Source organism: Ruegeria sp. BJ6 (genome assembly GCF_056537885.1).
In genome coordinates this window covers 233,416-259,110 of sequence record NZ_JBQFSG010000001.1, presented here as the reverse complement: position 1 = coordinate 259,110, position 25,695 = coordinate 233,416, and the positions used below count along the sequence as shown (strand labels likewise).

At 55.7% G+C, this 25,695-nt stretch carries 27 protein-coding genes and 1 tRNA gene; 15 read left to right on the top strand and 13 right to left on the bottom strand.

Translation table 11 applies throughout. The features are described from left to right. The first annotated feature begins 96 nt into the window (after positions 1 to 96). Entirely contained in the window at positions 97 to 2,085 is a 1,989-nt protein-coding gene (gene rpoD, locus ACR0D6_RS01215) for an RNA polymerase sigma factor RpoD (RefSeq protein WP_480764167.1), read from the top strand. 194 nt (positions 2,086 to 2,279) lie between these two features. Here the strand turns inward: rpoD and ACR0D6_RS01210 are convergent, their stop codons facing one another. Then, positions 2,280 to 3,221 (bottom strand): helix-turn-helix domain-containing protein, encoded by a 942-nt coding sequence (locus ACR0D6_RS01210; protein ID WP_480764166.1) that lies wholly within the window; start codon positions 3,219 to 3,221, stop codon positions 2,280 to 2,282. Then, positions 3,197 to 3,508, bottom strand: coding sequence for a hypothetical protein (locus ACR0D6_RS01205; protein ID WP_480764165.1), 312 nt, complete (start codon positions 3,506 to 3,508; stop codon positions 3,197 to 3,199). The genes ACR0D6_RS01210 and ACR0D6_RS01205 overlap by 25 nt, the downstream gene beginning before the upstream one ends. Positions 3,509 to 3,870: 362 nt before the next feature. Here ACR0D6_RS01205 and ACR0D6_RS01200 point away from each other — a divergent pair, with 362 nt between their 5' ends. From ACR0D6_RS01200 to ribD, 4 genes are all read left to right on the top strand, one after another. Further along, positions 3,871 to 4,281, top strand: coding sequence for a hypothetical protein (locus ACR0D6_RS01200; protein ID WP_480449098.1), 411 nt, complete (start codon positions 3,871 to 3,873; stop codon positions 4,279 to 4,281). A gap of 45 nt (positions 4,282 to 4,326) precedes the next feature. After that, positions 4,327 to 4,740 (top strand): secondary thiamine-phosphate synthase enzyme YjbQ, encoded by a 414-nt coding sequence (locus ACR0D6_RS01195; RefSeq protein WP_480449099.1) that lies wholly within the window; start codon positions 4,327 to 4,329, stop codon positions 4,738 to 4,740. Between the two features lie 122 nt (positions 4,741 to 4,862). Next, a complete protein-coding gene (nrdR, locus tag ACR0D6_RS01190; RefSeq protein ID WP_170650506.1) occupies positions 4,863 to 5,333 on the top strand; it encodes a transcriptional regulator NrdR in 471 nt (156 codons plus the stop codon). 20 nt (positions 5,334 to 5,353) lie between these two features. After that, on the top strand, positions 5,354 to 6,430 hold the full coding sequence (gene ribD / locus ACR0D6_RS01185; RefSeq protein WP_480764718.1) for a bifunctional diaminohydroxyphosphoribosylaminopyrimidine deaminase/5-amino-6-(5-phosphoribosylamino)uracil reductase RibD: 1,077 nt from the start codon (positions 5,354 to 5,356) through the stop codon (positions 6,428 to 6,430). A gap of 5 nt (positions 6,431 to 6,435) precedes the next feature. On the opposite strand, the gene ACR0D6_RS01180 is transcribed toward ribD, so the two are convergent. From ACR0D6_RS01180 to ACR0D6_RS01170, 3 genes are all read right to left on the bottom strand, one after another. Then, positions 6,436 to 8,442 carry a capsular polysaccharide biosynthesis protein gene (locus ACR0D6_RS01180; protein ID WP_480764164.1) on the bottom strand — a complete coding sequence of 669 codons (2,007 nt, stop codon included), beginning with the start codon at positions 8,440 to 8,442 and terminating at the stop codon, positions 6,436 to 6,438. A 3-nt stretch (positions 8,443 to 8,445) separates the two neighbouring features. Continuing rightward, entirely contained in the window at positions 8,446 to 9,564 is a 1,119-nt protein-coding gene (locus ACR0D6_RS01175) for a polysaccharide biosynthesis/export family protein (RefSeq protein ID WP_480449102.1), read from the bottom strand. Positions 9,565 to 9,672: 108 nt separating this feature from the next. Continuing rightward, positions 9,673 to 10,977 carry a capsule biosynthesis protein gene (locus ACR0D6_RS01170; RefSeq protein WP_480764163.1) on the bottom strand — a complete coding sequence of 435 codons (1,305 nt, stop codon included), beginning with the start codon at positions 10,975 to 10,977 and terminating at the stop codon, positions 9,673 to 9,675. A gap of 130 nt (positions 10,978 to 11,107) precedes the next feature. Between ACR0D6_RS01170 and ACR0D6_RS01165 the strand changes: the two genes are divergently transcribed. Beyond that, positions 11,108 to 11,695: a riboflavin synthase gene (locus ACR0D6_RS01165; protein ID WP_480764162.1), complete on the top strand. Its 588-nt coding sequence runs from the start codon at positions 11,108 to 11,110 to the stop codon at positions 11,693 to 11,695. Positions 11,696 to 11,720: 25 nt separating this feature from the next. Here the strand turns inward: ACR0D6_RS01165 and ACR0D6_RS01160 are convergent, their stop codons facing one another. Beyond that, complete coding sequence (locus ACR0D6_RS01160) at positions 11,721 to 12,773, bottom strand: proline racemase family protein (protein WP_480764161.1); 1,053 nt, start codon at positions 12,771 to 12,773, stop codon at positions 11,721 to 11,723. Positions 12,774 to 12,916: 143 nt separating this feature from the next. Here ACR0D6_RS01160 and ribB point away from each other — a divergent pair, with 143 nt between their 5' ends. The 3 genes from ribB to nusB are packed head-to-tail and all read left to right on the top strand — an operon-like array spanning position 12,917 to position 15,071. After that, positions 12,917 to 14,038, top strand: coding sequence for a 3,4-dihydroxy-2-butanone-4-phosphate synthase (gene ribB / locus ACR0D6_RS01155; protein WP_480764160.1), 1,122 nt, complete (start codon positions 12,917 to 12,919; stop codon positions 14,036 to 14,038). Positions 14,039 to 14,040: 2 nt separating this feature from the next. Beyond that, the gene (locus ACR0D6_RS01150; protein ID WP_170650493.1) at positions 14,041 to 14,592 is read left to right on the top strand and encodes a 6,7-dimethyl-8-ribityllumazine synthase; all 552 of its coding nucleotides are present in this window, start codon (positions 14,041 to 14,043) and stop codon (positions 14,590 to 14,592) included. Then, positions 14,589 to 15,071 (top strand): transcription antitermination factor NusB, encoded by a 483-nt coding sequence (nusB, locus tag ACR0D6_RS01145; protein WP_170650491.1) that lies wholly within the window; start codon positions 14,589 to 14,591, stop codon positions 15,069 to 15,071. Before ACR0D6_RS01150 ends, nusB begins: the two co-directional genes overlap by 4 nt. Positions 15,072 to 15,227: 156 nt before the next feature. On the opposite strand, the gene ACR0D6_RS01140 is transcribed toward nusB, so the two are convergent. Beyond that, on the bottom strand, positions 15,228 to 16,007 hold the full coding sequence (locus tag ACR0D6_RS01140) for a helix-turn-helix transcriptional regulator (RefSeq protein ID WP_480449107.1): 780 nt from the start codon (positions 16,005 to 16,007) through the stop codon (positions 15,228 to 15,230). A 93-nt stretch (positions 16,008 to 16,100) separates the two neighbouring features. Between ACR0D6_RS01140 and ACR0D6_RS01135 the strand changes: the two genes are divergently transcribed. After that, positions 16,101 to 16,406: a hypothetical protein gene (locus ACR0D6_RS01135; RefSeq protein ID WP_170650487.1), complete on the top strand. Its 306-nt coding sequence runs from the start codon at positions 16,101 to 16,103 to the stop codon at positions 16,404 to 16,406. A gap of 218 nt (positions 16,407 to 16,624) precedes the next feature. Here ACR0D6_RS01135 and ACR0D6_RS01130 read toward each other — a convergent pair whose 3' ends face one another. Beyond that, positions 16,625 to 17,050, bottom strand: a complete 426-nt coding sequence (locus ACR0D6_RS01130) for an SRPBCC family protein (RefSeq protein ID WP_480764159.1) — start codon at positions 17,048 to 17,050, stop codon at positions 16,625 to 16,627. Continuing rightward, positions 17,047 to 17,361: an ArsR/SmtB family transcription factor gene (locus ACR0D6_RS01125; RefSeq protein ID WP_480764158.1), complete on the bottom strand. Its 315-nt coding sequence runs from the start codon at positions 17,359 to 17,361 to the stop codon at positions 17,047 to 17,049. The genes ACR0D6_RS01130 and ACR0D6_RS01125 overlap by 4 nt, the downstream gene beginning before the upstream one ends. Positions 17,362 to 17,472: 111 nt before the next feature. Between ACR0D6_RS01125 and ACR0D6_RS01120 the strand changes: the two genes are divergently transcribed. Further along, complete coding sequence (locus tag ACR0D6_RS01120) at positions 17,473 to 17,904, top strand: MmcB family DNA repair protein (RefSeq protein WP_480449110.1); 432 nt, start codon at positions 17,473 to 17,475, stop codon at positions 17,902 to 17,904. A 3-nt stretch (positions 17,905 to 17,907) separates the two neighbouring features. On the opposite strand, the gene ACR0D6_RS01115 is transcribed toward ACR0D6_RS01120, so the two are convergent. After that, entirely contained in the window at positions 17,908 to 18,096 is a 189-nt protein-coding gene (locus ACR0D6_RS01115) for a DUF6324 family protein (RefSeq protein ID WP_170650479.1), read from the bottom strand. Between the two features lie 71 nt (positions 18,097 to 18,167). Here ACR0D6_RS01115 and ACR0D6_RS01110 point away from each other — a divergent pair, with 71 nt between their 5' ends. Further along, on the top strand, positions 18,168 to 18,650 hold the full coding sequence (locus ACR0D6_RS01110; protein WP_480764157.1) for a GNAT family N-acetyltransferase: 483 nt from the start codon (positions 18,168 to 18,170) through the stop codon (positions 18,648 to 18,650). Between the two features lie 47 nt (positions 18,651 to 18,697). Continuing rightward, positions 18,698 to 18,774 (top strand) — tRNA-His (locus tag ACR0D6_RS01105). A gap of 73 nt (positions 18,775 to 18,847) precedes the next feature. On the opposite strand, the gene ACR0D6_RS01100 is transcribed toward ACR0D6_RS01105, so the two are convergent. Continuing rightward, positions 18,848 to 20,692, bottom strand: a complete 1,845-nt coding sequence (locus ACR0D6_RS01100) for a glycosyltransferase family 2 protein (protein WP_480764717.1) — start codon at positions 20,690 to 20,692, stop codon at positions 18,848 to 18,850. Positions 20,693 to 20,777: 85 nt separating this feature from the next. After that, positions 20,778 to 21,491 carry a class I SAM-dependent methyltransferase gene (locus ACR0D6_RS01095; protein WP_480764156.1) on the bottom strand — a complete coding sequence of 238 codons (714 nt, stop codon included), beginning with the start codon at positions 21,489 to 21,491 and terminating at the stop codon, positions 20,778 to 20,780. Between the two features lie 249 nt (positions 21,492 to 21,740). Between ACR0D6_RS01095 and ACR0D6_RS01090 the strand changes: the two genes are divergently transcribed. Continuing rightward, complete coding sequence (locus tag ACR0D6_RS01090) at positions 21,741 to 22,739, top strand: glycosyltransferase (RefSeq protein WP_480764155.1); 999 nt, start codon at positions 21,741 to 21,743, stop codon at positions 22,737 to 22,739. Between the two features lie 97 nt (positions 22,740 to 22,836). Continuing rightward, on the top strand, positions 22,837 to 23,574 hold the full coding sequence (locus ACR0D6_RS01085) for a Stf0 family sulfotransferase (RefSeq protein WP_480764154.1): 738 nt from the start codon (positions 22,837 to 22,839) through the stop codon (positions 23,572 to 23,574). A gap of 56 nt (positions 23,575 to 23,630) precedes the next feature. Here the strand turns inward: ACR0D6_RS01085 and ACR0D6_RS01080 are convergent, their stop codons facing one another. Beyond that, positions 23,631 to 25,502, bottom strand: a complete 1,872-nt coding sequence (locus ACR0D6_RS01080) for a glycosyltransferase family 2 protein (protein ID WP_480764153.1) — start codon at positions 25,500 to 25,502, stop codon at positions 23,631 to 23,633. Positions 25,503 to 25,695 lie beyond the last annotated feature (193 nt).

The window sequence follows — 25,695 nt, the reverse complement described above, 5'->3', positions numbered from 1 at the left end:
CACTGGAAAAGAAAAACGGGTAAATGGGTGGCCGAATCACTTCTACGCGCTAATGATTCGGATCAAACGAATCACCCATCCCTGCAGGAGCACTGAATGGCCGCCAAGGACACGACCGAGGATCGCAAATCCGAAGAGCAGGAACAGGAAATCTCGCTGGACATGAGCCAGGCCCAGGTCAAAAAGATGATCGCCGAGGCCCGCGAGAGAGGCTACATCACCTATGACCAACTCAATCAGGTGCTGCCGCCTGATCAGGTCAGTTCGGAACAGATCGAAGACGTTATGTCGATGCTGTCCGAGATGGGCATCAATATCATCGAGGATGAAGAGGCCGAAGAGGAAGAGCAAAAGGGCTCGACCGAACTTGTGGCGACAGACAGCAACCGTGAGGTTACGCTGGCCGGTGCCCAGACCGAAAAACTGGATCGCACCGATGACCCCGTGCGCATGTACCTGCGCGAGATGGGATCGGTTGAACTGCTGAGCCGTGAAGGCGAGATCGCCATCGCCAAGCGGATCGAAGCAGGCCGGAACACCATGATCCTTGGTTTGTGCGAAAGCCCGCTGACCTTCCAGGCGATCACCATCTGGCATGACGAATTGCTGAGTGAGGACATTCTATTGCGGGATGTCATCGATCTGGAAGCCACCTTTGGCAATCAGATGGATGAGGACGGCGATGTCGAGGAACCCGTCGTGGATACCTCGGCTGTACAAGCCGCCAAGCCGGTCAAGGATACCGGTCCCGAACTGGATGCTGACGGCAACCCCATCGCCAGCGATGACGATGACGACGAAGACGATCAGGCCAACATGTCGCTTGCCGCGATGGAAGCCGCGCTCAAGGATCAGGTTCTGACCACGCTGGAGCGTATCTCGACCGACTTCGCCATGTTGTCCGAGATGCAGGATAGCCGGATTTCGGCCACGCTGAACGAAGATGGCTCGTTCAGTGAAAAGGATGAAGCCACGTATCAGAAACTGCGCGCCGAGATCGTGGAACTGGTGAACGGTCTTCACCTGCACAACAACCGGATCGAGGCGCTGATCGACCAGCTTTACGGTATCAACAAGCGGATCATGTCACTGGACAGCGCGATGGTGAAACTGGCGGATCAGGCCCGGATCAACCGGCGTGAGTTCATCGATGCCTATCGTGGGCGCGAACTTGATCCGAACTGGCTGTCAGAAATGGCGGAAAAACCGGGTCGCGGTTGGCAGATGTTCATCGAACGCTCCTCCGACAAAGTCGAGGAACTGCGTAATGACATGGCGCAGGTAGGCCAGTATGTCGGTCTTGATATCCCTGAATTCCGCCGCATCGTGCAGCAGGTTCAGAAGGGTGAGAAAGAGGCGCGTCAGGCCAAGAAGGAAATGGTCGAGGCGAACTTGCGTCTGGTGATCTCGATTGCCAAAAAGTACACGAACCGTGGTCTGCAATTCCTTGATCTTATTCAGGAAGGTAACATCGGCCTGATGAAGGCGGTGGACAAGTTCGAATACCGCCGCGGCTACAAATTCTCGACCTATGCAACCTGGTGGATTCGTCAGGCGATCACGCGATCGATTGCTGATCAGGCCCGTACGATCCGTATTCCGGTCCACATGATCGAAACGATCAACAAGCTGGTCCGCACCGGTCGTCAGATGCTGCACGAAATCGGTCGCGAGCCGACGCCGGAAGAATTGGCCGAAAAGCTGCAGATGCCGCTGGAAAAGGTTCGCAAGGTGATGAAGATCGCCAAGGAACCGATTTCTCTGGAAACGCCAATAGGCGACGAGGAAGACAGCCAGCTGGGCGATTTCATCGAGGACAAGAATGCCGTTCTGCCGTTGGACAGTGCCATTCAGGAAAACCTCAAGGAAACGACCACACGCGTTCTCGCATCGCTCACGCCGCGTGAGGAACGTGTTCTGCGGATGCGTTTTGGTATCGGCATGAATACCGACCACACCCTGGAAGAGGTGGGCCAGCAGTTCAGCGTGACGCGCGAAAGGATCAGGCAGATCGAAGCCAAGGCGCTGCGCAAGCTGAAACATCCCAGCCGCAGCCGTAAACTCCGGTCTTTCCTGGATCAGTAAGTAAAAAAGGCGCCTTGGATAAGGCGCCTTTTTTCGTTCCGGTTGCGGTTGACGCCGGATCGAATGGCAGATTTCGGAAACGAATTGGCAGAAATTCAAAAGAAACCGTCGTGGTCAAATCCTACATCCGATTTGTCCACTCATGGGACCGGCCAGGGCGAGGTACCGTGCCGTTGACCCCTGGCCACCCTACGTCACGAGACGATGGGATGCTCGACCCTGTTGCGGAATGCACTGGGGGCCTGACCAGTCCATCTTTTGAACGCTGTCGAAAAGGCCGCCTGATCCGCATATCCGAGGGAAAAGGAAATTTCCGACAGGTTCATTCCGTTCTTGATAAACGTCTGCGCCAGATCGCACCGCAGATCATCCAATATCTCGCGGTAGCTCGCTCCTTCGTCCTTTAGCCTGCGGGCAAAGGTGCGGGGGCTCATTCCCAGATTGCCTGCCACTTCATCGGCCTGAACGATGTTGCCGGGCAGAGATCTGGTGATCAGCCCCTCAACCTTCGGCCGCAGTTTGTTCTGCGGGGTGGCGTATTCGTCCAGCAGCCGCGCTCCGTATTGGATCAGATGCTCGCGAAGGCGCGGATCGTAGGTGGGGATCGGCAGATCCAGTGAGGACAAGGACAGAATGATCTCAAGTTTTTCCGCGCCGAAGATAACCGGAAAGCCTGCCATCTTCTGAATGTCCTTTGCACTTGGGCCAGCTTCGTGCTGCAGGCGAATTTCGATTGGAAAAAAGGTTGATTGCGTAATCGACCTCATTCGCGCGACGGCTGCAAAGATCAGAAATTCTGTTCGACGGTGGTAGCGGGCAAAGCTTGGGTCTTTCCACTCGGCCTCGAACGCCGCGAAGTTACCTGCAATTCGCAGGCTGAACATAATCGCGGGATCAATAATGTCGTGAAACCGCGACGTATTTTCCAGCGCTTGCCGCAAATCCCGGGAGTACTTTCCGATATAGGCGGTAATGCTGGAGGAGGACGTAAACCCGATCCCGGTTTTGGCAGCAAATGTGATGTCACCCAGAGCGTCGCAAGCCGCCCGTACGAAACAGGCCTCCTTATTGGCGGGATAAGTCTGAACCGAGGGGAGAAGGTCGGCTTCGCTCAGTCCACATTTCTCCAAGGCCATTTCAACGGCATTCGGATCATCGGAAAATTTTTCAAACGACCGTACCAAAAGGTGAAGCCTTGCAATATCAACATCCATTGAAATACCCGGAAATAAATCAAGTCTAAGGCTCCCAGTTTAGCGCTGTACGGCTTTTTTTGAAACTCGGGACCTTTTGTTTGGGTGATTTGACGAATCTTGAGTGCCCGCTCAGTGGTTTCCGAACGGGCAATATTTGCTTCTGTTGCAACGCTTCCCAAAAGCAATGGATTGGCTGTTTTGGCAGGAGATCGAAAATCCTTGACCATCGATCACAAGCTCTTTGCGATTCAATTGTCTATCTGGCCTGTGTTGCCGGGTCGCGCTCTTGTTAGTGGAGAGGGCCTGAGCCCGTAAAACCGGTACATAGAACCGACAGTGGGCTCCCCGGCACGTCCCGGATTAATGCGTATGGCTTGGAAATTTCGCGAAAACAGGCAGTGAATGGGCGTTCGGTTTTTTTTTGGTCTCGCCTAGCCTCCCGCAAGACAGCGCAGGTGTATCTTGCCTGATCGGCGTTCAATGAGCGTTGCTGACACAAAGTAACAAATATTTTTTAGATTTTTCCTGTGCGATACGGATCGATCAAACTACGCTCATAAGAACATCGCATTATGAAAGTCATAGACCTATGAGAAAAATTTGGATTCTTGCAGCGACTGCGGTCGTGGCGCTGAGTACTCCGGCTCAGGCTCAGGCATTCAGTACGCAAAACGGCTATCGCGCGTATCAGGTGAATAACGCGGTTTTCGAAGTGGTTCCGCGAGGGCGCAGCCGCACCAATGACTATTGGTGTGCCGCGGCGGATTTCGCGCGGCGCGGTCTGGGTGCGGGTTGGCGTCAGCAAATCTACATCGTTCGCGGATACGGACCCAGTGAGGCGACGGGGCGTAAAACGGCTGTTCAGTTCACGCTTGATCCTCAAGCAGCGGGCGTGACACCGCTGGAAGGTGGTGGCATTCGCACAGGGTTTCAGCCCGGTGACAGCATGAGTATTCAGCAGGCCAACGGGTTTTGTGAACCCGGACCGTTCAGGTCTTAAGGGCTACGTTGCGCAAGTTGGACTATGTCGCCAGAGTAGGCAAAAATGCTGACTGAATTTCACGTGCACACAAGCGGCCCCGGCCTCTATGAGTTTACGTCGCTTGTGCGCGACTGGCTTCGGCCCGAGGGCCGGGATGGATTGCTGACGCTGTTCGTTCGTCACACATCCTGTTCCCTACTAATTCAGGAGAACGCAGACCCGGAGGTGCAAACCGACCTTCACGCCTATTTTGAAAGGTTGGTTCCGCCATCGGATGATCCGTCGATGTCCTATCTGCGCCACACATATGAAGGGCCGGACGACATGCCGGCCCATATCAAGGCGGCGATGATGCCAGTATCCTTGTCGATCCCTGTCACGGGTGGAGTACCTGTACTGGGCACATGGCAGGGGATTTATCTGTTCGAGCACCGTCGCGCCGCCCATACGCGGCGGATTGCTGGGCACTTCGGGTAAAACCCTTTATTTAGCGGTGTGAAATTCTGTCTACCCAAACTCTAGCGTCTGTCCTATAGTTGTGGATAAGTGAGCCAGAGCACTCACAAAAAAGAGGCGGACAAGGGACGAGGAGACGGCGGATGCGCTGCCCGTTTTGCGGAAATATCGATACTCAGGTCAAGGATTCACGGCCAGCGGAAGACCATGTGGCGATCCGCAGGCGACGGTTTTGCCCGGCTTGTGGCGGACGTTTCACCACCTACGAAAGGGTGCAATTGCGTGATCTGGTCGTCATAAAGACAAACGGCAAGCGAGAAGATTTTGATCGCGACAAGTTGGAGCGGTCCATCCGTATCTCGATGCAGAAGCGCCCGGTTGATCCCGAACGCATTGATCAGATGATATCCGGCATTGTGCGCCGTCTGGAAAGTATGGGTGAAACCGATATTCCTTCGAACAGGATCGGTGAGATCGTGATGGAAGCGCTGGCGCGGATCGACACGGTGGCCTATGTTCGCTTTGCAAGCGTCTACAAGAACTTTCAGGCGGCCGATGATTTCGAGGAGTTTGTTCACGAATTGCGCCCGCCGCAACCGTCGACTGAAGAGTGAACGACATCGATAAGCGATATATGGCGTTGGCACTTTCATTGGGCCGACGCGGACAAGGATCGTGCTGGCCCAATCCGGCGGTCGGTTGCGTTGTTGTGAGCAATGGCAGAATTGTCGGGCGGGGGTGGACCCAACCCGGGGGCAGGCCCCACGCAGAAACTGAGGCGCTGGCGCGCGCAGGAGAGGCCGCGCGAGGGGCAACAGCCTATGTCTCGCTGGAGCCGTGTTCACATCACGGTCAAACGCCGCCATGCGCCGATGCCTTGATCGCAGCAGGCATCAGTCGCGTTGTCTGCGCTGTCGAAGACAGTGATCCGCGTGTTGCGGGGCAGGGCTTTGCCATGCTCCGCGAGGCGGGGATTGAAGTAACAACAGGCGTGCTGAGCGATCAGGCATCGCGGGACCACGCCGGTTTCTTTCTTAAGACCGAACAGGGACGCCCCTTTGTGACATTGAAGCTTGCAAGCAGCTTCGATGGTCGGATTGCAACCGCAACCGGACAAAGCAAGTGGATCACGGGGCCTGAGGCGCGCCGGGCCGTGCATGCGCTGCGTTCCTGCCACGACGCTGTCATGGTTGGCGCGGGCACGGCAAGGGCCGACGATCCATCCCTGACCGTGCGCGATCTTGGGATTGACCATCAGCCAGTCAGAGTCGTTGTTTCCAGACATCTGGATTTGCCGCTGATGGGGCAGCTCGCCCGAACGGCAAATGACGTGCCGGTATGGCTGTGCCATGGTCCGTCACCGGATATCGAGCGTGTGCGGGCGTGGGAAGGTCTGGGTGCACAACTCATTCCATGTGCCCTTCAGGGCCATCACATCGATCCAGCCGATCTTTTGCAGCAACTGGGTCAGGCGGGGTTGACCCGCGTGTTCTGCGAAGGCGGGTCGGCGTTGGCGGCGTCGCTATTGGCCGAGGATCTGGTTGATGAACTTGTCGGTTTTTCTGCCGGTTTGGCAATCGGCGCCGAAGGATTGCCCGCAATCGGTGCCCTTGGGTTGGAGCGGCTGGAGGCCGCGCCCAGATTCGATCTGATCGAAGTAGAACCGATTGGGCCTGATGTCATGCATCGCTGGGCGCGGGCCCTGGGGTGAACGGCTCAGGGCCGGTGCCCGCGCCAGAGGTGGGCGTGGGTCGCAAGCGCCCCTTGTGCTTTGGACAGAAGCCGTAACAAGATGCCGTGGCGCGCTGTGCCTTGCTGGGCCAAACGCTCGACAGCGACCTCAACAGGGCAGGGCAAGCCGGTCAAAGGGTCCAGATAGCGCGGGTAGTCGATCAATGCCGCGTGAACGAGCCCCATCAAAGAAGGCTTTGCCCCCCGGCGCGCAGGGACTGAGCCCAAATCGGTTGTCAAACCCCACCCGGCATAGAACGGGGCCCCCAAAGTAGTCACTTTTATGCCTCTTAGCAAAGCCTCGAAACCCATAAGGGACGTCATGGTCCAGACCTCATGAACCTGCGACAGCAGGACTGCGGGATCGGTGTCGGTCACGATCACATCGGCCAACCCATCAGCCTCAATCCCCCCGTCTCGTAATCCAGCTTCGACGTCGGGGTGCGGTTTGTAGATAATGATTGCAGACGGGTTCGCATCTCGGGTCGCGCGCAACAGGTCAAGATTTGTGCGCACCGTACTTGTGCCCTTGAGGATCGATGCATCATCCTCGACCTGTCCGGGCACCAGTATGCGGTGCCCTTCGGGCAAAACAGGGGGCTGGCCACCTTCGTTGTATTTGCTGAGCCCGGATTTCAGAATTTGCCCAACCAATCGTTCACTGCGCAGAAACTGATCCCGTCGCAAAGTTTCGCGCGATGAGATTAAGGTTTCTATTTCGCTGGGACGGGTCGGATCATAGTAAATCCCCTGATCGTCCGTCACCAGAGAAAGCGGCGGAACCAGACGCGCGCCCAGACCGCGAGAGCGCAAAAACCCATCTTCAACCCGCACTGCGTCGTCTTCGTCCTTGGCATATCGAGCCCAGATCATACGCGGTTGCGCCGCGTCGGGATTTTCTGAAAAGCGGATTTTCTTGTAGCGACCGAACATATCCTGCAAATGCCTGCGTTTCCACAAGCGCATCCCGGAAGCCGTCCATCCATGTCGGTCTTGTCGCCACGCCCGGGTTTGGGCTTCCAGCGTGTCCAGAACGGTCTCCAATTGACACAGCCTGTCGCGGTAGGGGTCATACCAGGTTGGATAAAGCAGCATTGTGGCGGCAAACAGTTGCGCGCGTGTCAGATTGCGTTGCCTGCGGGGCACCGGAATTTCATCCTGGGTCAGCCCCCAGCCAGAATAAAACGGCTGCCCAAAGATGCGGGGCTTGTGCCCGGCCAGAATTGCTTCGAACCCAAGTTGGGACGACAGGGTGTAAACGGCAATGGCACCTTCCAGCAGCGACCATGGGCTGACGGGGCGATTCAGAATCTCTACCCGGTCCGAAGTGTCCTGAGAGGTAAAATGCCCGGCCCTGTGACCAGCCATGGTTTCGGGATGTGTTTTGATGATCACCCGTGCGCCCGGGTTTTCCTCCTGAGCTATCGCCAGCATTTCGCGGAACCGGGCATCATCGCCTCCGCTTGCAGTCACGGCAGCATCCCCGCGGGTCTGATCGACCACAAGCACGTACCCCGGCTGAGGCGGGGAAAGATCGGGATCGAATGCAGAATACTTGCTCAACTGCAATTCGCGCACCCTGTCCATCGCAAAACGTGCCCGATCAAGCAATGCCGTGTCATCCAGAGGATGCGTCGCCAGCAAGGTTTCCAGATCGGACTGGGTGGATGCATCGAAATGAAGCCCGGATTTATCCAAAAGCAATCCAAGTGGGGGATCGCCGCTGCGACCGGGATGAAGCGATCTGAGAAAGGCGTCTTCGACCCGAAGCACGTGCGTTTGCCGTTTTGCGGCGATCTTCAATCCGCGGTGTGCCGTCGGGCTGTTGCCCCAGACACCAACAAAATCTTCCTGCTGCGGCAGTCCAAGCCGAATATCGTATCCAGCAAGATCAAGGATTCGCCGAAGACGTTTCTGGGTCAGAAAACCACCGTTGAAAACATAAAGCCGGAGGCGTTCGCCCCCGGTCTCTGGTTCCCGGTCCGGGAACATTCCTCAGCTACCAGTAAGTGTTGCGACGTTTGCAATCGGCGTCAGGCCACCAGCGATGAGTGAGATTGACTTGGACCATTGCGCATAGGGCGCTTCGGTCACGTAAATCGTGTCGTCGTCACGAATGACAAAATCCCGCGCGACGAACAGCCCGTTTGGAGCGGTGAGGTTCATCACATAGATCATCCTTTGAGACCCTTGCAGATCACTGCGGCCCATGACCGAACGTGCTATGTCCTGACGTTCCTTGCGCAACACAAAGATGCCTGTGGGATCGGACGACAGGGATTGCAGGCCGCCGACCTGAGCCAACGCTTCAAGAGCTGACAGATCCTGGCTTTCGAACGCTACGCGCGACTGCCCGCCTGTTGCGCCCAACGCGATATAGGACCGTGTATCCTGTTCGACCAGAATTCGGTCACCACCACGAAGGGCGATATCAAGACCGGGCTTGCGAAACAGGTCCTGATACCAGACCGTGCCCTTTTGATCGCCCCGCAGAACCGTCACCAACGCAATTTCGGGCGCGACGGATACACCGCCAGCCTGCGCCAGCATCGTTGCAAGAGAGCGCGTCGGCCTTTCGATTGGATAGACCCCGGGCGCGCCAACCGCGCCGGTCAGTGAGACGGTAGAGCCATCCCCCGCAACGCGGCGAACCTGTACTTGCGGATCGGGGGTTTGGTCCTGCAGTTTCGCAGAGATCAGATTGCGCAGTTCCTCCGGTGTATTGCCCGAGGCACGCAACCGTCCTGCATATGGCACAAAGATAAAGCCTTCGCTGTCGACCTGTACTTCGTCCAGATTGGTGGCAAGGCCTGTATCCCCTGACAAAAGCCCGTCATCGACGTTTTCCCAGATCGTCAGGCCCAGAACATCGCCCGGGCGAATGGTATCGGCTGTCAGGTTGGACAAGCTGCGAAATGAAGATGAAAAGCCAAGTTGCGGAACGGCAGAGGTTGCGCGTGCGACGCGGTCGTCGACTTCGATAACAAAGGCGTTTCCGCCTTTCTCGACCGAGCCTGCAAGTATCTGATTCTTGCTGGGGCCAGCTTTGGGCAGCTGACATGCTGCTGCAAGGCTACATGTTGCCAAAACGGCGAACAATCTTATCCATCGCATTGAAGGGCGCTGCACTGCTGGATTACCTCGGTCGTCTTTTTGTTTCTGTCAGATTTGCGCGCAATCTATCTGTTTCCGGTTTGAACATCCAGCAAGAGACGGGTTGTTTTACTTAACCAATCTCAACTGTGGCGTTGCGGCCTCGTAATCCGCCAGTAGCACGTGATATGGGTCGTCCCGGCGCAACATCATGTCCGATACCCGACGCAACAGTTGCCGCCGACCCCTGCGGGAATAAAAACCACCGGGTATCTGACTGGTTTCCAACAGGAACTGCCTGTACGCTCGATATGCTGTCCGGTCCGGCGGCGTGGGGGTGGAAAAAAAGGTCTCGACCGGTTGCTCAGACACAAATTCGGGCTTGGCATAAACCGATCGCCCGAAAACCTTCAGTGGAATGCCCCGCCATAGAACCTGTTGACCAGCGGTCGAGTTGATGGTCACGGCCGTTCTCGCATCGTCCAGCAGTTTGGCCAGTTTCCCACCGGGTATGTAATGGACCCGATCCTGAACACCGAAACTGCGGGCCAGTTGCCGAACTCGCCGCTGCAAAGGAACCCTATGGTTTTCCAGTGGGTGTTCCTTGACCACCAGTCGGTGGTGTTTCGGCGCGCCTTTGGCGAACCCTTCGATGACCTCTTCCAGAAACTCGGTCATGCAGGAATAGCCTGAATGATTCTGAACCGAGCTGTCATGCCCTAGTTGCAGAAGCACAAGGTGATAGGGAAACCCTCCCTTGCGCGCCCTCGCTGTTGCCCAGAACCGCTCAAGCCGGTGGATGGGCATGCGAAGCAATCGTTTGAAGTATAATCGAAATTCCTGAGAAACCGGCAGTTCGCGATGGGGCCGGAAATTACGATACCGTTGATTCAGGAAAAGGACGAACCAATGATAGGCCGCGCCATAAAAGACGTGCTGCCGCATATCTCCCCAATGCGAGGGTGGCGGTGGCGACTCGGTGTCAGAATATTCCAGCGCATCCTGCATTCCGGATACGCTCATGTTCATGACCAGCGAATTCCCGTTAGATCCCCCGCGCTCGTAAGTAACCCACCACGGGCGAAGATACCCTTCTTCAAAAACGTGGACAGTCACGCCTCGCGCCTTGGCGACCTTCACGGCCTGAGAGTGCACAGGGCGTGTATCGCCGTAAAGAACGATGTCGGTCACACCAAGCTCGTCGATCTTTTGCTCAAACGTTTCGGGCCATTCATCGGGTGTTCCGCGATAGGGAATGAAACCGTGGCGGTGAAACCAGAACGCCTGATCCCCGGCATTAAACCCAATCCGCCAGATATCCGCGCCTGAGGCGCGCAGAACACGGGCCAGCGCGGAAAAGAACGGGCCATGTGGCCCCTGCAAAAAGAGAAAGACGCGCTTTGCATGGCCTTTGGGGGGCTTGCTTGTCGTCACTGCGCGTCCTCATGTCTTTTGTTCTGGCAAAAATTATGCCTCTTAACGCGCCTGCGGGCAAGCCAGGGCTTGCCCGATCCGTCTTGGGGCATTACGTCGGCTTCAATGCTAGACTTCAGAGGGTTACGGAATGTTTACTGGGATCGTCACCGACATCGGCACCGTCACTGAACTGGAGCAGCGTGGAGATTTACGCGCGCGTATCAAAACCAGCTATGACACTGCGGGCATTGATCTGGGGGCATCCATCGCCAGCGATGGTGTGTGCCTGACTGTCATCGCGCTTGGCGACGATTGGTATGACGTGGAGATCAGCGCCGAGACGGTTTCGAAAACCAATCTGGGCAGCTGGAATGTCGGCAAACGAGTCAATCTTGAAAGGGCGCTCAAGGTTGGTGATGAACTCGGCGGCCATATCGTGTCGGGGCATGTTGATGGTGTGGCCGAAGTTGTGGACGTGACCGATGAAGGCGACAGCACCCGCGTAACCCTCAGCGCACCACAGCATCTGGCCCGGTTCATAGCGCCGAAGGGGTCGGTTGCCCTGAATGGCACTTCGTTGACGGTAAACGACGTCGAAGGATGTAAGTTCGGCATCAACTTCATCCCCCACACCAAAGAGGTGACCACTTGGGGGGACGTTGCCGTGGGGGATCGGATCAATCTGGAAATCGATACGCTGGCTCGCTACGTCGCACGCTTGGCCGAGATGTCCTGACGTTTATCTCGTCAGGCCGCTCTCATCACCACATATCGCCAACCGTATATCCGGATGGGAACGGATCGCTCGGATCAAGTGACCAATTTGCGGTTCCGTGTATCCAGCCTTGTCCGGACAATGTCGGAACAATGGCGGAGTAGGGGCCAACAGTCGTGGTTTCGACGATGCGGCCCGTAAAGGTCGTCCCTAGGGGGCCCGCATTCACGTAATCCTGCCCAGCTTGCAGTAGCCCGCGTGCATGAAGAACCGCCATTTTGGCGCAAGTGCCCGTGCCGCAAGGCGAACGGTCTAGGATTCCGGATGCGTCGTGGGGCTTTTCGGGGTCGAAGTTACCGGTGGAAATGGTGATTGCGCCCCGGCCATGCGTACCTGCGTCTATCGGAGGTCCCCACAGGTTCGTGATCGTCGGCCCTGAAATGTCAGGGTTTTCCGGGTGCTGCACGGGCAATTGCTCGACCGTGGCGTGACGGATCGCTTCCGAGATACGGACGATCTCTGACCCGTTCTCTGCATCCAGAGAAATTCCAAGGGGTTCGGCTTCGGCCAGAACGAAGAACATCCCGCCCCACGCAACATCGACGGTAACGGTTCCAAGGCCGGCAACTTCGATATGTGCGTCCAGATGCATCGCAAAAGCCGGTACATTGCGGAATTCAACGCGGGTGACCTTGCCATCGCGGCACTCGGCGCGCACGTTGATCAGCCCGGCAGGCGCTTCGAGTGTCAGTTCCGTGACCGGCTCGACCATTGGCAGGATACCGGTTTCCAGCAGCACGGTGACAACGCAAATCGTGTTCGAACCCGACATGGGCGGATATTCCGTCTGCTCCATGATGATAAACCCAGCATCCGCATCTGGATGGCTTGGCGGAACCAGCGCGTTGCAACACAGCCCCGGATTGCCGCGCGGTTCACGCAGCATCATCAGCCGGACGTCGTCCAGATTTGACTGCATCCACTGCATCTTTTCAAAGACCGAATGTCCGGGGATATGTGGCAGGCCGCCGGTGATGACGCGCCCCGGCTCTCCTTCTGCATGCGCTTCGACGGCAGTGATCATGCGGGACAGGCGCATTGGCGTTCTCCTTCGTTTCTCCGCGCACGCTATCCGCCCCGGCAACGCCGCGTCCAGCCCCGACTGTGCCGTTTGCGCTCTGGCCTTTGCGCCCCGGGTGGTCTATCCCGCCATGCAGGAGATGCTCTGCGAAAGGCTGCCCCATGAGCTTTGAAACCCCAGGACCCGTCGAGGCCCAACTGCGTGACGCGATAAGCCCGATCGAAGAGATCATCGAAGAGGCGCGCAAAGGCCGGATGTACATTCTTGTCGATCATGAGGATCGCGAGAACGAAGGCGATCTGGTCATTGCGGCCGAATTCGCGGATGCCGATGCGATCAATTTTATGGCCACCCACGGGCGCGGGCTGATCTGCTTGCCGATGACAGCCGAACGGGTAGACGCACTGGGCCTGCCGATGATGGCCGTCAACAACTCTTCACGCCATGAAACTGCATTCACTGTGTCCATCGAGGCGCGTGAAGGTGTTTCAACCGGCATCTCGGCTGCCGACCGCGCGCTGACCGTGGCGACAGCGATCAATGAGCAGAACACGATGGCGCATATCGCCACCCCCGGCCATATCTTCCCTCTGCGCGCCAAGCGGGGCGGGGTGCTTGTGCGGGCTGGCCATACCGAGGCTGCAGTCGATATCTCACGTTTGGCGGGTTTGAACCCTTCTGGCGTGATCTGCGAGATCATGAAGCCCGATGGAACAATGGCGCGCCTTCCCGATCTGGTGGCCTTTGCGCAAGAGCACGACATGAAGATCGGCACCATCAGCGATCTGATCACGTACCGATCGCGCAACGACAATCTGGTTGTCGAGACCTCTCGCGAAACCGTCACTTCGGAACATGGTGGCGAGTGGGAGATGCGCCTGTTCACCGACCAGACGCACGGCATTGAGCATGTGGTCATGATCAAGGGTGACATTACCACTGCTGAGCCGGTTCTGACCCGCACCCATGCGCTGCACGAGGCGCCGGACATTCTGGGGTTGGGTCCGAAATCCCCTAAGGAACTGCCGCGCGCGATGGAGAAGATTGCCGAGGAGGGGCGCGGTGTGGTCTGCCTGTTCCGCCAGCCCCACAACTCTCTCTACGCGGCCGAGGACGAAGGTCCGCGCACCATCAAACAAACCGGTCTGGGCGCGCAGATCCTGTCCAAGATGGGCATTCAGGAACTGGTGTTGCTGACCGACTCGCCGGAAACTGTATATCTTGGGCTCGACGCGTTTGGCCTGTCCATCGTCGGAACCCGCTCCATTCTCAAGGATGACTGATCGTGGCTGAACAAGACAAACACGGCGTGCTGCCGACGCCGACATTCGACGAACCGGTCAAGCTGCTGATTGTAGTGGCCCCGTTCTATCGGGCCATCGCCGACAATCTGGTCGCCGGTGCCAAGGCCGAAATCGAAGGGGCAGGCGGCACCTGTGAGGTCGTCGAAGTGCCCGGTGCGCTGGAAATCCCCACTGCCATCGCGATGGCTGATCGCCAGTGCAATTTCGATGGCTATGTCGCGCTGGGATGTGTCATTCGCGGCGAGACCACGCATTATGAAACCGTCTGCAATGACTCCAGCCGCGCCATTCAGTTGATGGGTCTGCAGGGGCTGTGCATCGGCAATGGTATCCTGACCGTGGAAAATGACGATCAGGCCGAAGTTCGCGCAAATCCTGAAAAGATGAATAAAGGCGGCGGGGCGGCCGCTGCGGCCTTGCATCTGATCGCGCTCAGCCGTAAGTGGGGCTCTTCCAAAAAGGGCGTTGGTTTCAAGCCGCCGTCCGAGTCCATCCTTGTGGCGGGCGACAGCAACGGATCCACGACCGCATGACCCAGACAGACGCGCCGAAGCCGGCCAACCAGAAACGCTTGATGAAGTCCGCCGCCCGGCTTTATGCCGTGCAGGCGCTGTTCCAGATGGAGCAGTCGGGCCAGACGACCGAACAGGTTGTGAATGAGTTTCTGGACCACCGTTTCGGCGCTGTCTACGAAGGTGAGGAAATGCTGGACGGCGATATCCGCGTGTTCCGCAAGCTGGTCGAGGATGCTGTGAATTATCAGGCGCCGATTGACCAGATGACCGACCGCGCTCTGGTCGCGAAATGGCCGATTGCCCGCATCGACCCGACCTTGCGCGCGACCTTCCGGGCAGCCGGGGCTGAACTGACACAAGACGACACGCCACCCAAGGTGGTCATCACCGAATTCGTCGACGTGGCGCGTGCCTTTTTCCCTGAAGGCAAAGAGCCGAAATTCGTGAACGCCGTGCTGGATCACATGGCGCGTGAGGCCAAGCCCGAAGCGTTCTGATCTAATACATCAGACCAAAAGAATAAGGCGCAGCCACGGAAGCAAGCTGCGCCTGAACTTTTTTAATGTGTTTGTTTAAACAAGCCTTCGGCGTTCACCACTCACAGTTTTATCCAAAGACACCAAGATTCTACCGGAATGCCGCTTGGCTGCCAGCTATCGATTCCGATAGTTCTGAGGATCGATCAGCCCCAGTTGCATCGCACGGACCAGTGCGGATTCACGGGTCGGGGCGCGAAGTTTATCGCGCGCGTTTTTCAGATGCGTGCGTACCGTGACCTCGGACAAACCCAATAATTCTGCAATCCTGTCATTCCGGTGACCAAGCGCCAGCAGGTTCATGACCTGCAATTCACGTGGCGTCATGTCCGGTATGGTCGGAGCGATGCTGATAATATCGTAGACGCGGCCATGATTGCTGGGGATATCTGAGCCCAGATTGGTGGCCAGCACAGTGGCCAGAACGCGCATTTCTCGTTGCCGCTCTGTCATCATAAGCTGGGCGTCCTGTTGATCCGAAGACAGCACCACCAGTTTGGCCTCATTGTCAGGGCACGGCACCACCAGAGAATAGAGGTGAATATACCCGGCCTTTTCAAGGTCGTGATTCAAGGCCAGTGCCTTGTCGGAATGGCCATCCGCCGATCTCAGGCTTGCGGCCTGTACATAAAGGCTTTCTTTCCCGTTCTGAACCTGCGCCAGCATGGGGTCCGCTTCTGCATAACCTTCGCTGTCATAACGATTCAGCCAGCCTTTGGACATTGAGCTGCGCACCCAATGGATCGCTCCGGTCTCGGGCGTGAAACAAAGCATGTTCAGGGCATTGAAACCGATCTCGGCCAGCCGGTCTAATGTGAACTCCCAACGCTCTTGGTCGTCGTGACGCAGGGAAAGCTCTTCGAGAAGATCGAGCGTGAACAGGCTGAGGGCATTCATTGAAACTCCGAAAATAGTGTCGCACCCGGTGGGTAGCGATTTACTCCGCCCGACCATGCGCTATCATCCCTGTATCAGACAAGGAGCTTTGTCATGCCCAAACTGATCCGCCTTTACATCACGCAAGTTGTTTGGGGATTTGTGATCTCTGCAATCTTTGTCGGGGTGCTGCTGGCGCTGAACGTGGCCAACTTGCGCAGTTTGATCACCGGATCGGACATTGGTCTGATTGCGCTGCTTATGATCTGGTTCATGAACGGCATCGTTTTCGCCGGGGTCCAATTTGCCTATGCGATCATGAGCATGGCCGAAAAGCCGGGCGGCCCGCGTCGTGGTTCGCCCGTAGTGCACAGCTTTGAACCTGCCGTGATCCGTCAGGACGCACCATCGGCGAAGTAATTATAATTCAAGGAAAAATGTGGCGGGACCACCAGTCAACCGTGCGGTGTGATTCCCGAGGACCTGTATGTACAGGTGGGCGCCAGGTAATCAGACCAGGATCTGAACAGAGCCAGCCCCCTCGGAATTGCTTAAGGCCACCAGAATGCTACCAGTCACAAGAAGGGCAGAACCCGCCACGCGCCTAAGTAGGGCGCGAATGCGCATTGCACAAGGGGTCATGCAGCCACAGTTTCGTGCAAAGCCGTGCGCAACTTGCCAAAATGCTCGTCCCAGCCCTTGTCCAGCGACAGGATCAAACCAAAAGCGTCCGCTGATTGCGGTAGACCTTCGTGTTGCAGGGCAAGTCTGGTGCCACCGGAAACAGGTTCAAGCATCCATTTGACGACGCTGACCACATCACCCATCGGCTTAACCGTGAACGTGTATTCCAGGTAATTCGGCGGGTTGGCGACGCGGACTTCGCCCCAGATCAACAGATCACCGCTGGTTGTCCCGAACATCTCCAGCTTGTTGCCTTCGGTCAATGGGCGCTCGGGCTTGTGGAACCACTCGGCCAGCCGGTCGGGGTCTGTCAGATAGGCCCAGACAGTTTCAGGCGTTGCGCGCAGGAAAATGGTCTTTTGCAAAACGGTGGGGGTCATTCCTCAATCCTTTCAATGGCTTCCTTTAGTCTGGCAAGTCGATCATCCCAGAACTCGTCGAAATAGTTGAACCAGTCGATCACGGGTTTCATTCCGACGGGATTCAGGCGGTTGATACGTTCGCGCCCGCGTGGCTCAACTGTGATCAGGCCGCCGTCAGACAAAACTGTCAGGTGCTTTTTGACGGCCGCCCGTGTCATGTCGAAGCGGTCGGTCAGCTGTGAAATGGTCATGTCTTCTGATGCCAGCAACTGAACGATTTCTCGCCGGGTTGGATCAGCCAGTGCACGAAACGCATTCTGAGTGTTCATTGTCACCTCACATACGATACCAAACAGTATCATATTAATTGGATACCATATGGTATCATGTCAAGATTGTATTTGCTTGCATTTTGTTCATGAATTGTTCACCCTTGGAGTATGATGTTGGACTTGCAACCCGGACAAAAGCTTGCGCGTGGTGTATCGCGTCACTTGATCGGCCATGGCTTTGTTTCGATTGAGGAATTTGTTCCGATGCGCGGCTTGCGCGTGGATGTTATGGGCCTTGGGCCAAAGGGTGAGCTTTGGGTTGTCGAGTGCAAATCCAGTCTGGCCGATTTTCAATCCGACGCAAAATGGCAAGGCTATCTGGAGTGGTGTGACCGATTCTTCTGGGCGGTTGGCACTGACTTCCCCACAGACATCCTGCCAGCGGAAACCGGACTGATCATTGCCGATGCCTATGATGCCGAAATCATTCGGATGGCGCCGGAAGCCAAGGTAGCGCCAGCGCGCAGAAAAAAGATGATTCAGAAATTTGCAATGGATGCCGCCAGGCGATTGAACACGCTTCGCGATCCCAGGCTGTGAGCGTCAGCCCTTGACGCTTCGGGCCGCCTGAGCAGCAGCGCGAATTTCCTCTGCGATTTCCTCGGCTTCTTCGGGGGTGAAATCCATAGGAATCTCAAGGCCGTCCGCCTCGATGAACAAGCGCACCATGCCCCGATCGGTCGGACCGATCTGAAGATTCGCTTCGATGTCGCGCTCGGTATTGATGCTCATGTCGGCCTCCGGGAATGAGCATTTGTGCTAGCCTGCAACGGATTGAGAATCAAGCGGACTTTGCGGCGGCCATGGATGACATCGTAATCAGAGAATTCTGCTCGGCTGACGCGCCCTGGCTGGTTGAACGTCATGATCAGCTTTATGCCCGTGACGAAGGCTTTGATGGCACGTTCGCAACGTTGGTTGCCGAAATCCTGAATGATTTCAATTCCAACCACGATCCTCAGCGGGAAAGGGGATGGATCGCCGAAAGTTCAGGTCAGAGACTGGGCAGCATTTTTTGTGTGTCCCAAGATGAGCAGACTGCCAAATTGCGGCTTTTTCTTCTTGTTCCCGAAGCTCGGGGGCAGGGGCTTGGCAAACGCCTGTTGGCAACCTGCATGAGCTTTGCGCGGCAAACGGGATATCGCGAAATGGTTCTGTGGACACATGAAAGTCACAGGGTTGCCTGTGGTCTGTATCGGTCCACCGGATGGGAATTAGTCGGCAGCAAACCTGTGCATTCCTTTGGTGTCGATCTGGTCGAACAAAGCTGGAGAATTCAGCTTTAATCCTCTTGCATTCCGCGTATGTGTTCGGTAAATCGCCCCTCACGAGTGCCGCCTTAGCTCAGTTGGTTAGAGCGCTGGATTGTGGATCCAGAGGTCCCCTGTTCAAGCCAGGGAGGCGGTACCATAAAGCCTTCATCCACCAGAAATTGATAGCGACCACCTTGGTTGCCAGTCGCCGCACTCGAATGGCGCCGATTCTATGGTTCCTCTGACAGGACGTTCAATACGCAATGAGCGCCTTCAATCGATTGAAACCGAAGGGTCGAAGGGTGTTTCCCCAGAATTCTATGCAGATTGCGAAGGTTTGCGTCACCATGCGAACCCCGGCGATGGTAACTGTCCAATATCAGGTTTCCACCCGGTGACACCCGCGTCAAAACCTTTCTGAACGCCGCCTCAGTTGCCGGATCGGCCATGGCTCCTGAAAGGAAAGCGACATCCAGACTGTGCGCTGGAAACACCTTCATTACATTCCGTGGTATCCCCCGAATAAGCGACAGCTGCCCGCTTTCAATTTCGTTGGAAAAAAGCGCCACGTATTCCAGAAAAGCAACATCCTCGGCGATCAGGCTCGCATCGGGATTGCGGCGATTGACGGCAATGGAGTGATGCGTGGATTTGTAACCCCACGGCGAGATTACATACAGCTTTTCAGGTTTTTTCAGTTCAAGTATCTCTTTGGCGACCTGAGGGTTCTCCGCGTTCAGAAGTGCCCAGGTTTTATTCCGCTTTCCAATTGATTGTATTGCACGTTTGCGCATTTGCTGGCGCTTTGGGCGGTCTTGAAACCCCGTGGAAGGAATGTCTTTCAGATTACTTTCACTGATCGGCCGCAAATTCTCTGGGGCTTCTTCGGGCGACTGGCCTTGTGCCGAGAAACTCACCCCCAACGAGTCAAGATTTGCAAACCACGGCAGGCGATTGTGTTTCCGATAATGATGAACATGTGCCTGTCGCATGGCCAAAAGCTGGCGGCTATACGACTCCAGATTAAATTCCTTACGACTGTTATTCTGGCGTACAAACTTCAGCGTTGGGCATATGACGCCATCTTCTCCAATCAGCCAGGTTTCGGGGGTTTCATAGTCGGAATACCTGTCCATGAAGGCCCGCGCCGCATCGGTCTGAATGACTTCGTCGATTTTTGTCTTATGATACTGATAGGCCGTGGCGTGCAGCTCTTTCAGTTCAGGATCGCTTATCAGTTCATTAAATTTGATTCTGACACGTCCTGAAAAACGCTGAATTGACAGGTCTTCGACATTGTTCCAGCAGTGAAGCCGCCAATACTCGGCACCGGACGCCTCCATCTTTTTGTGAAACGTGGTTGTATTCACGTCTCCGCGTATGCGTTTCATCAGGAAAGACTGTAAGGACCGCACTGCATAATGGTTGATCCTTGCAAGATCATTTCCAAATCCAACCCCGACGTTGTCACCATTCCAGCCGAGGTAGGCAAACGGTTTGGTCATGTCGTCGCCATCGCCATCAACCCATTTCAGTTTCTTGAACTGCCCTTTGTCGAGCTTCTTGGGTCGGTGAGTAGACAACTGAGAAAAAGGAACGTCTCCGCGGTACAGGGTTTTGAAGGCCCGGCACGTTGCGGGCCATTGTTGATAGGGGTGCGCCGAACGGGTGAATTGCTCGGTGACGAATTGATCATTGAAATCCACCACTCCGCCGTGCCCAAACAGTTGCCAGTTGAATGAGAACATATTGGCTTCGGGTACCGCCTGAAACAAAGCATCCAGAGTTCCGTCGCCAACTTTGATATTCAGAAACTCGTCAGCATCACAGACGAATATCCATTCGGCATCAGCCAGTTTTGGATGGGCCATCGCTTTGTCATAGGCCCCACTCTGAGGGCCTTTTTCCCACGGTCCCGGGTTTTTGATATGTGAAACCAGTCCCAGTTCCTGCAACCGTTCAGCGATCTGATCGGTGCCGTCGGAACAATCGTTGGTACAAATGATGAAGTGGTCAAAACCGATTGAAAGATGATAGGCCACCCATTCCAGAAGGAACGGGCCTTCGTCTTTCATGGTTGTCACGATAAGTCGCAAGGAAAGTCCGTTGATTATCTGCCGATTGATGTGGTCAGTGCACCCGGTCGCCTGTGCGGAGTGCCTAGCCTGTCACTTCATCCAGCGGTTCGATTTTTTCAATTGCGATCTGTGCACCTGCAACGGTTCTGATCCGCATCCGGTCAGGATATTGCCCCAAAAACTCGTTGATCGCCCGAATGACACCATCTCCCCACCAGCCGCGGCGATGGTAGTCGTCGAATGCCATGATGCCACCGGTTTTCATCTTGGGGAAAAGGGCCTTCAGGTCTGCACAAACACCTTCATAGGAATGGTCGCCGTCCACATACGCGAAATCGATGCTTTCCGCTTCGAACCCTTCAAGTGCAGTTCCCGAGAATTCCCGGATGAGTTCGACCCGGCCAGCCGAAATCTCCTTGCCAAAGCGCTTTTTCACCTTGTTGAAAATCCGCTCCATTTTTGTGTCTTCAGTCCGTCCCGCGAACGCCTCGGAATGGCTGGAGTCGGTAACATTTGCCCATGGGTCTATGAGAAACAGTTTCTCGGGTTCCAGAGCTTTCAGAATTTGAACAGAAAAGTCGCCGTGCCAGACACCGATTTCAATGGCGACCCCTCCCTTTGGCAGACGCGAAAGAAAGACCTCGCGCACCTGATCTTTGGACAGGCGCCGCTTTTTGGTCGATTTCTGGGCTGACGCTGTTTTTCCGGATGCTTTTGGTTGCTTGCGGTTTTCTTTGGCCGTTTCTGCTGTCATTGCCTGTCTCTGCTCTTTCATGTCCAGCCGATCTAGCGGCATTCCGCTCTGCTTGTCAAAATAGAAGCCATGTGCTTCTCCGATTGGCACCCGGGAATTTGGTGCGTTACGTTGTGTTTTCCGTTGCTTGATCGATGGCACCATTTGCTTCAGAAAGAGTGATTGAAACGCCGGTTGTGCGATACGACGCCCCGACATCGCGGGTGCGGGCACAGGTACCTAAGGATTGATATTTCACATATGCCCAAGCTCTTCATAACTACGGGGTCTCGTCAGAATCCCTATTTGGGGATGATCTACAGTGCCTTCCATGGCTATGAACAACGTGTATTTCCATTGAGTAAATTCCATGGGGGCGAAAGTCCGTCGGCTGAAAAAGGTGATATTTTCTGGATTCACTGGGAGGATCGTCAGTTCGGTGACCGCAGAGATGAGCCGCAACATGTAGACAGATTGAAATCGGTGGAATCCGGTCTTTTGAAGCTGAAGGAAAAGGGCGTTCGCATCGTTTGGACGGCTCATAATTATTACCCGCACAATTCCGCACGCAACATGGATTTGATTGATCAGGTGCGTCGGATGTTGATGACGGTTTCGGATGTCGTGCATGTCCACACGCCATATGCCAAACAACTGCTGGCCGAGAACTACGATATACCAGCTGAGAAGTTTCTTGTTGTAGCTCACCCCAGTTACTTTGGCTTCTATGAAGTCGAAGAGGTGACGCGCAGGCGCAGGGATATCTTGCCGGATCGCAAGAACAGGGCTTTTGTCCACATTGGCAGGGTTCAGGAAAACAGAGGAGGGCAATTGCTGTGGGCCGGGTTGGCGGCGCTTGGCAAGCGCAGAAACGATTGGGAACTGGAAATTGCAGGTAAGATTACCCGCAGCGAAAAGCGAGGTTCACACCGCATTCGCGAGATGGAGAACGTGACGTTTCACGACCAGTATCTACCCAATGATGAATTTGTCCGTGTTGTCGGTTCGTGCCACGTTTGCGTTGCGCCCTTTGATCGGTTGCTGACGTCCGGTTCGGTCAAAATGGCGCTGACGATGGGATTGCCAGTTATTGGACCGGACGTAATAGCGCTGCGCCAACATCTTCCCGAACCGCTTCATGCCTATCTTCACACGCCCAAGAACAAGCGATCACTGATGTTTCGGATGAGAGACATGCTGGATTTGAGCGATTCCGAATTGTTGAGCCTCAGACAACAGGGGCAGGATTTTGCGTGGGATATCCGCCCAGAGGTTCAAAGCGCAGCACTGCTGCAGGGTGTCGGCGGATAATGGTGGAAATCATGGGTGCTGAGGCGTCGATTTTTGATGTCGCGCGGGTGTATTTCGGGCTCATACCCGGTAGAAATCTACGAGGGAGGTGCTGAAAATGGAGATTCCCAAAGGTGATTTTTGCGATGCAGCGTTCGACTCGCGCGAGGTCACGCAGCCTACCACTCTAATTGTAATTCTCAGTACGCCAAGAAGTGGAAGCACCTTTGCCAGCGATCTGATCCGCAGAACCGGTGTTTGTGTTCCTCACGAGTATTTCCAGTCTCATCAATACCGCCCTGCGCTGGCGGCACGCTGGGGCGTAGATAAGGAAGACAATGCCGCATACGTTCAGGCACTCATCAAGCACAGGACCGGCCCCACGGGGATGCTGGGGGTGAACGTTCATGCCGGTCATCTGCCGGATTGGCGCGGCGCCAAACCTTACTGGCCCGCCACTGTCACCGAGTTCAGGTATGCGCGCATCGGCAGAAAGGACAGAGTTTCGCAGGCGGTGTCATATTATGTCGCAAAAATGAACGGGGTCTGGAGTTCTGCCTTCGGCGAAGGGGAGGAAGTCTCGTATGACTTTGACGAAATTCGCAAAGCACACGTGAGGCTTGATCAGATGGAGCAACGGTTGAACCGTTTTTTACGTGTTGCGTCAATTAGCTGCGAGAAGTTCTTTTACGAGGACGTTGTCAAAGATCCCTTTCCGATGCTCGACCACTTTGGAATCTCCGAAGCCCCGACCAGAGACTGGTCGATGGTGAAGAAACAATCGAGCACATGGAAAAAAGAGCTGGTCCAGCGTTACCGGGAGCAACTGGCCCAGCAGGACAGTCAGGGGGGGTGACCCGCTTTATTGGCTGGGATTTTTCCACAATCCCGAGTGCTGTTTGAACACTGTGGTCACTCTGCGGTCTGCAGCTCTTTTTCCAATGGGGCGGATTGGGGGTTGATCTCCAGATCTCTCAGGGCCGAATGGATGAAGCCCCCTTCCTGTATGCCCAACTGGGGCAGGCGCCAGCGCAACCTCCGACCCCACAGGTGGACCGTTCGTGTATCTTCGGTCAGGAAATCAGGTTGAGGGTTCGACGATCTGAGCAGATCATCCAGCCGTTTAAAGCTTACCGGATAGTACACTTCGGCTGCTTCGGAATACTGGATTTCCCCGGTCGAGGTCAGGAAATGCGTCAGCGCGGGCGGGCCGAAGATATCATGCCGCTGATCGCTTGCATGTTTCCACTGGCCGGCAGCCTTCAATGTTCGGGCTTCGGCCTGTTTCTCGGCGCTCTCCCACGGAGCAATCGGATAGGGGTCCGAGACATAGTTCAGGTAACGCCGCAGCGCCTGACTGTCCGCGGGCAATCCCAACAGCGCATTGCAGACAGAGGTTTTTGAATCGAACCCGTGTACATGTCCCGAGTTTCTCTGGACCGGGTTCAGGCAGTACACATCGGCATCGGCCCAAACCATCCCGGTCTGTTCAATTAGCTTCAGCCGGAAAATGTCCGATTGCACAACCGGGGTGCCGAACCGGCTCAACAGAATCTCATTGGGATCGTGAACTTCGCGGGCGTCTACGACATTGACGTCTTCGGGGACATTAGCGACATCGCCATAGGTGAACAGTGTTACAGAATGGCCTTGCCTGACAAACGACAGCAGGCACATCTGTTCGACGAAGCTTAGCCTTTCACCGATCCACAGCGATCCGATGTCGGGAAGGGTATCGCCGTCCTGAGGGCGCAGAATCTGTTCCAAAGGCATTGCCGCACGTGGGGCAATGCCGGGCCGTTCCTTTGGTGGGGCCTCTTCCGTTTTACGGGTTGCACATTTTCCTTTTAATTCAACGTATTCGGGTTGCTGGATAAGTTCGGACACCATCGATTTGTGCCAGTTGAACCCTTTCTTGTGCAACCTGGCCAGCATCGCGTCCGCGTAGTACTCCTCCAGCTTTTCCTCAACCTCGGGCAGATATCGGTGAATGGTTTCGTCCTGTTCACCGCCACGGTTCCAACGATCCCAGTAATCGGTGCCCAACACATGCGACATGTGATTTGCCCGACCACGGTGCCGTTTCAGCAAATAGGCTTCGATCGACCGGACCGCATAGTGATTGAGCTGGGCGACGTCGTACCCAAAGGGTGGCTGGACGTGGCCGCCCATAGGGTTGTGACTTTTGCGGGCACCGCCGGGAACCGACCAGACAAGGTCATTCTGGAATTCAGGCCGCAGAACCGGGCCATGCAGACCGATCCGTTGAAACTTCTCGTTGGGTTTGAACAGCGTCTTGACGAACCTGCGCGTTGCGCCGCCCGAGACAGGCGGCAACTCAGCATCTGTGAACTGTTTCATGACCAAGGTGTTGCGCAAAATGCTTTTGCCGTTGTTCGAAAAAAGCTTCCAGGGGACGCTGATTGCGTCAACCTCGCTGCCCGTTGCCTGTATCAGGTCGTCGATTTTGTGATTTCCGACGTGGATGTTCAGAAACTCGTCAATATCGCAGACAAAAACCCAGTCGGCCTTTTTGACCGTATCCAGCCTGCGCGCCTGACGCAAAGCTGACCTGTGAACACCACCAGGGCCGACTTTGTTGATCTGAAACGTGACTTGCCCCAACTCCTGAAGGCGGGTCAGGATTCGATTGGTGCCGTCAGTGCAGTCATTTGTGAAGACAACGATGTCGTCAAATCCAAGGACCTTGTAGAACGCGACCCATTCAAGAATGTAGGGGGCTTCGTTCTTGAATGTCGTGATTACAACCTTGTGTCCGCTCATCTTGTTCCGCCTCGTGACGTTGCCGCCGGGATTGATGGTTTTCCGCCGAAGCAAAGCCCATCCGCGATTTTCGGACAACTTTCCTTGCTTCGGGCACTTGTTTCAAGTCCGCGTTTTGCAGATTCTGCCCAGCTGGGTGTTCATTGCCAGACGCGCACCGGTCTTTGTATCTTAATTTCCTCTTACAGCGGAA

Coding starts and splice junctions, on each gene's coding strand:
- rpoD (WP_480764167.1), top strand. CDS start 97: ATGGCCGCCAAGGACACGACCGAGGATCGCAAATCCGAAGAGCAGGAA.
- ACR0D6_RS01210 (WP_480764166.1), bottom strand. CDS start 3,221: ATGGCCTTGGAGAAATGTGGACTGAGCGAAGCCGACCTTCTCCCCTCG.
- ACR0D6_RS01205 (WP_480764165.1), bottom strand. CDS start 3,508: ATGGTCAAGGATTTTCGATCTCCTGCCAAAACAGCCAATCCATTGCTT.
- ACR0D6_RS01200 (WP_480449098.1), top strand. CDS start 3,871: ATGAGAAAAATTTGGATTCTTGCAGCGACTGCGGTCGTGGCGCTGAGT.
- ACR0D6_RS01195 (WP_480449099.1), top strand. CDS start 4,327: ATGCTGACTGAATTTCACGTGCACACAAGCGGCCCCGGCCTCTATGAG.
- nrdR (WP_170650506.1), top strand. CDS start 4,863: ATGCGCTGCCCGTTTTGCGGAAATATCGATACTCAGGTCAAGGATTCA.
- ribD (WP_480764718.1), top strand. CDS start 5,354: ATGGCGTTGGCACTTTCATTGGGCCGACGCGGACAAGGATCGTGCTGG.
- ACR0D6_RS01180 (WP_480764164.1), bottom strand. CDS start 8,442: ATGTTCCCGGACCGGGAACCAGAGACCGGGGGCGAACGCCTCCGGCTT.
- ACR0D6_RS01175 (WP_480449102.1), bottom strand. CDS start 9,564: ATGCGATGGATAAGATTGTTCGCCGTTTTGGCAACATGTAGCCTTGCA.
- ACR0D6_RS01165 (WP_480764162.1), top strand. CDS start 11,108: ATGTTTACTGGGATCGTCACCGACATCGGCACCGTCACTGAACTGGAG.
- ACR0D6_RS01160 (WP_480764161.1), bottom strand. CDS start 12,773: ATGCGCCTGTCCCGCATGATCACTGCCGTCGAAGCGCATGCAGAAGGA.
- ribB (WP_480764160.1), top strand. CDS start 12,917: ATGAGCTTTGAAACCCCAGGACCCGTCGAGGCCCAACTGCGTGACGCG.
- nusB (WP_170650491.1), top strand. CDS start 14,589: ATGACCCAGACAGACGCGCCGAAGCCGGCCAACCAGAAACGCTTGATG.
- ACR0D6_RS01140 (WP_480449107.1), bottom strand. CDS start 16,007: ATGAATGCCCTCAGCCTGTTCACGCTCGATCTTCTCGAAGAGCTTTCC.
- ACR0D6_RS01135 (WP_170650487.1), top strand. CDS start 16,101: ATGCCCAAACTGATCCGCCTTTACATCACGCAAGTTGTTTGGGGATTT.
- ACR0D6_RS01130 (WP_480764159.1), bottom strand. CDS start 17,050: ATGACCCCCACCGTTTTGCAAAAGACCATTTTCCTGCGCGCAACGCCT.
- ACR0D6_RS01125 (WP_480764158.1), bottom strand. CDS start 17,361: ATGAACACTCAGAATGCGTTTCGTGCACTGGCTGATCCAACCCGGCGA.
- ACR0D6_RS01120 (WP_480449110.1), top strand. CDS start 17,473: ATGATGTTGGACTTGCAACCCGGACAAAAGCTTGCGCGTGGTGTATCG.
- ACR0D6_RS01115 (WP_170650479.1), bottom strand. CDS start 18,096: ATGAGCATCAATACCGAGCGCGACATCGAAGCGAATCTTCAGATCGGT.
- ACR0D6_RS01110 (WP_480764157.1), top strand. CDS start 18,168: ATGGATGACATCGTAATCAGAGAATTCTGCTCGGCTGACGCGCCCTGG.
- ACR0D6_RS01100 (WP_480764717.1), bottom strand. CDS start 20,692: ATGAAAGACGAAGGCCCGTTCCTTCTGGAATGGGTGGCCTATCATCTT.
- ACR0D6_RS01095 (WP_480764156.1), bottom strand. CDS start 21,491: ATGCCGCTAGATCGGCTGGACATGAAAGAGCAGAGACAGGCAATGACA.
- ACR0D6_RS01090 (WP_480764155.1), top strand. CDS start 21,741: ATGATCTACAGTGCCTTCCATGGCTATGAACAACGTGTATTTCCATTG.
- ACR0D6_RS01085 (WP_480764154.1), top strand. CDS start 22,837: ATGGAGATTCCCAAAGGTGATTTTTGCGATGCAGCGTTCGACTCGCGC.
- ACR0D6_RS01080 (WP_480764153.1), bottom strand. CDS start 25,502: ATGAGCGGACACAAGGTTGTAATCACGACATTCAAGAACGAAGCCCCC.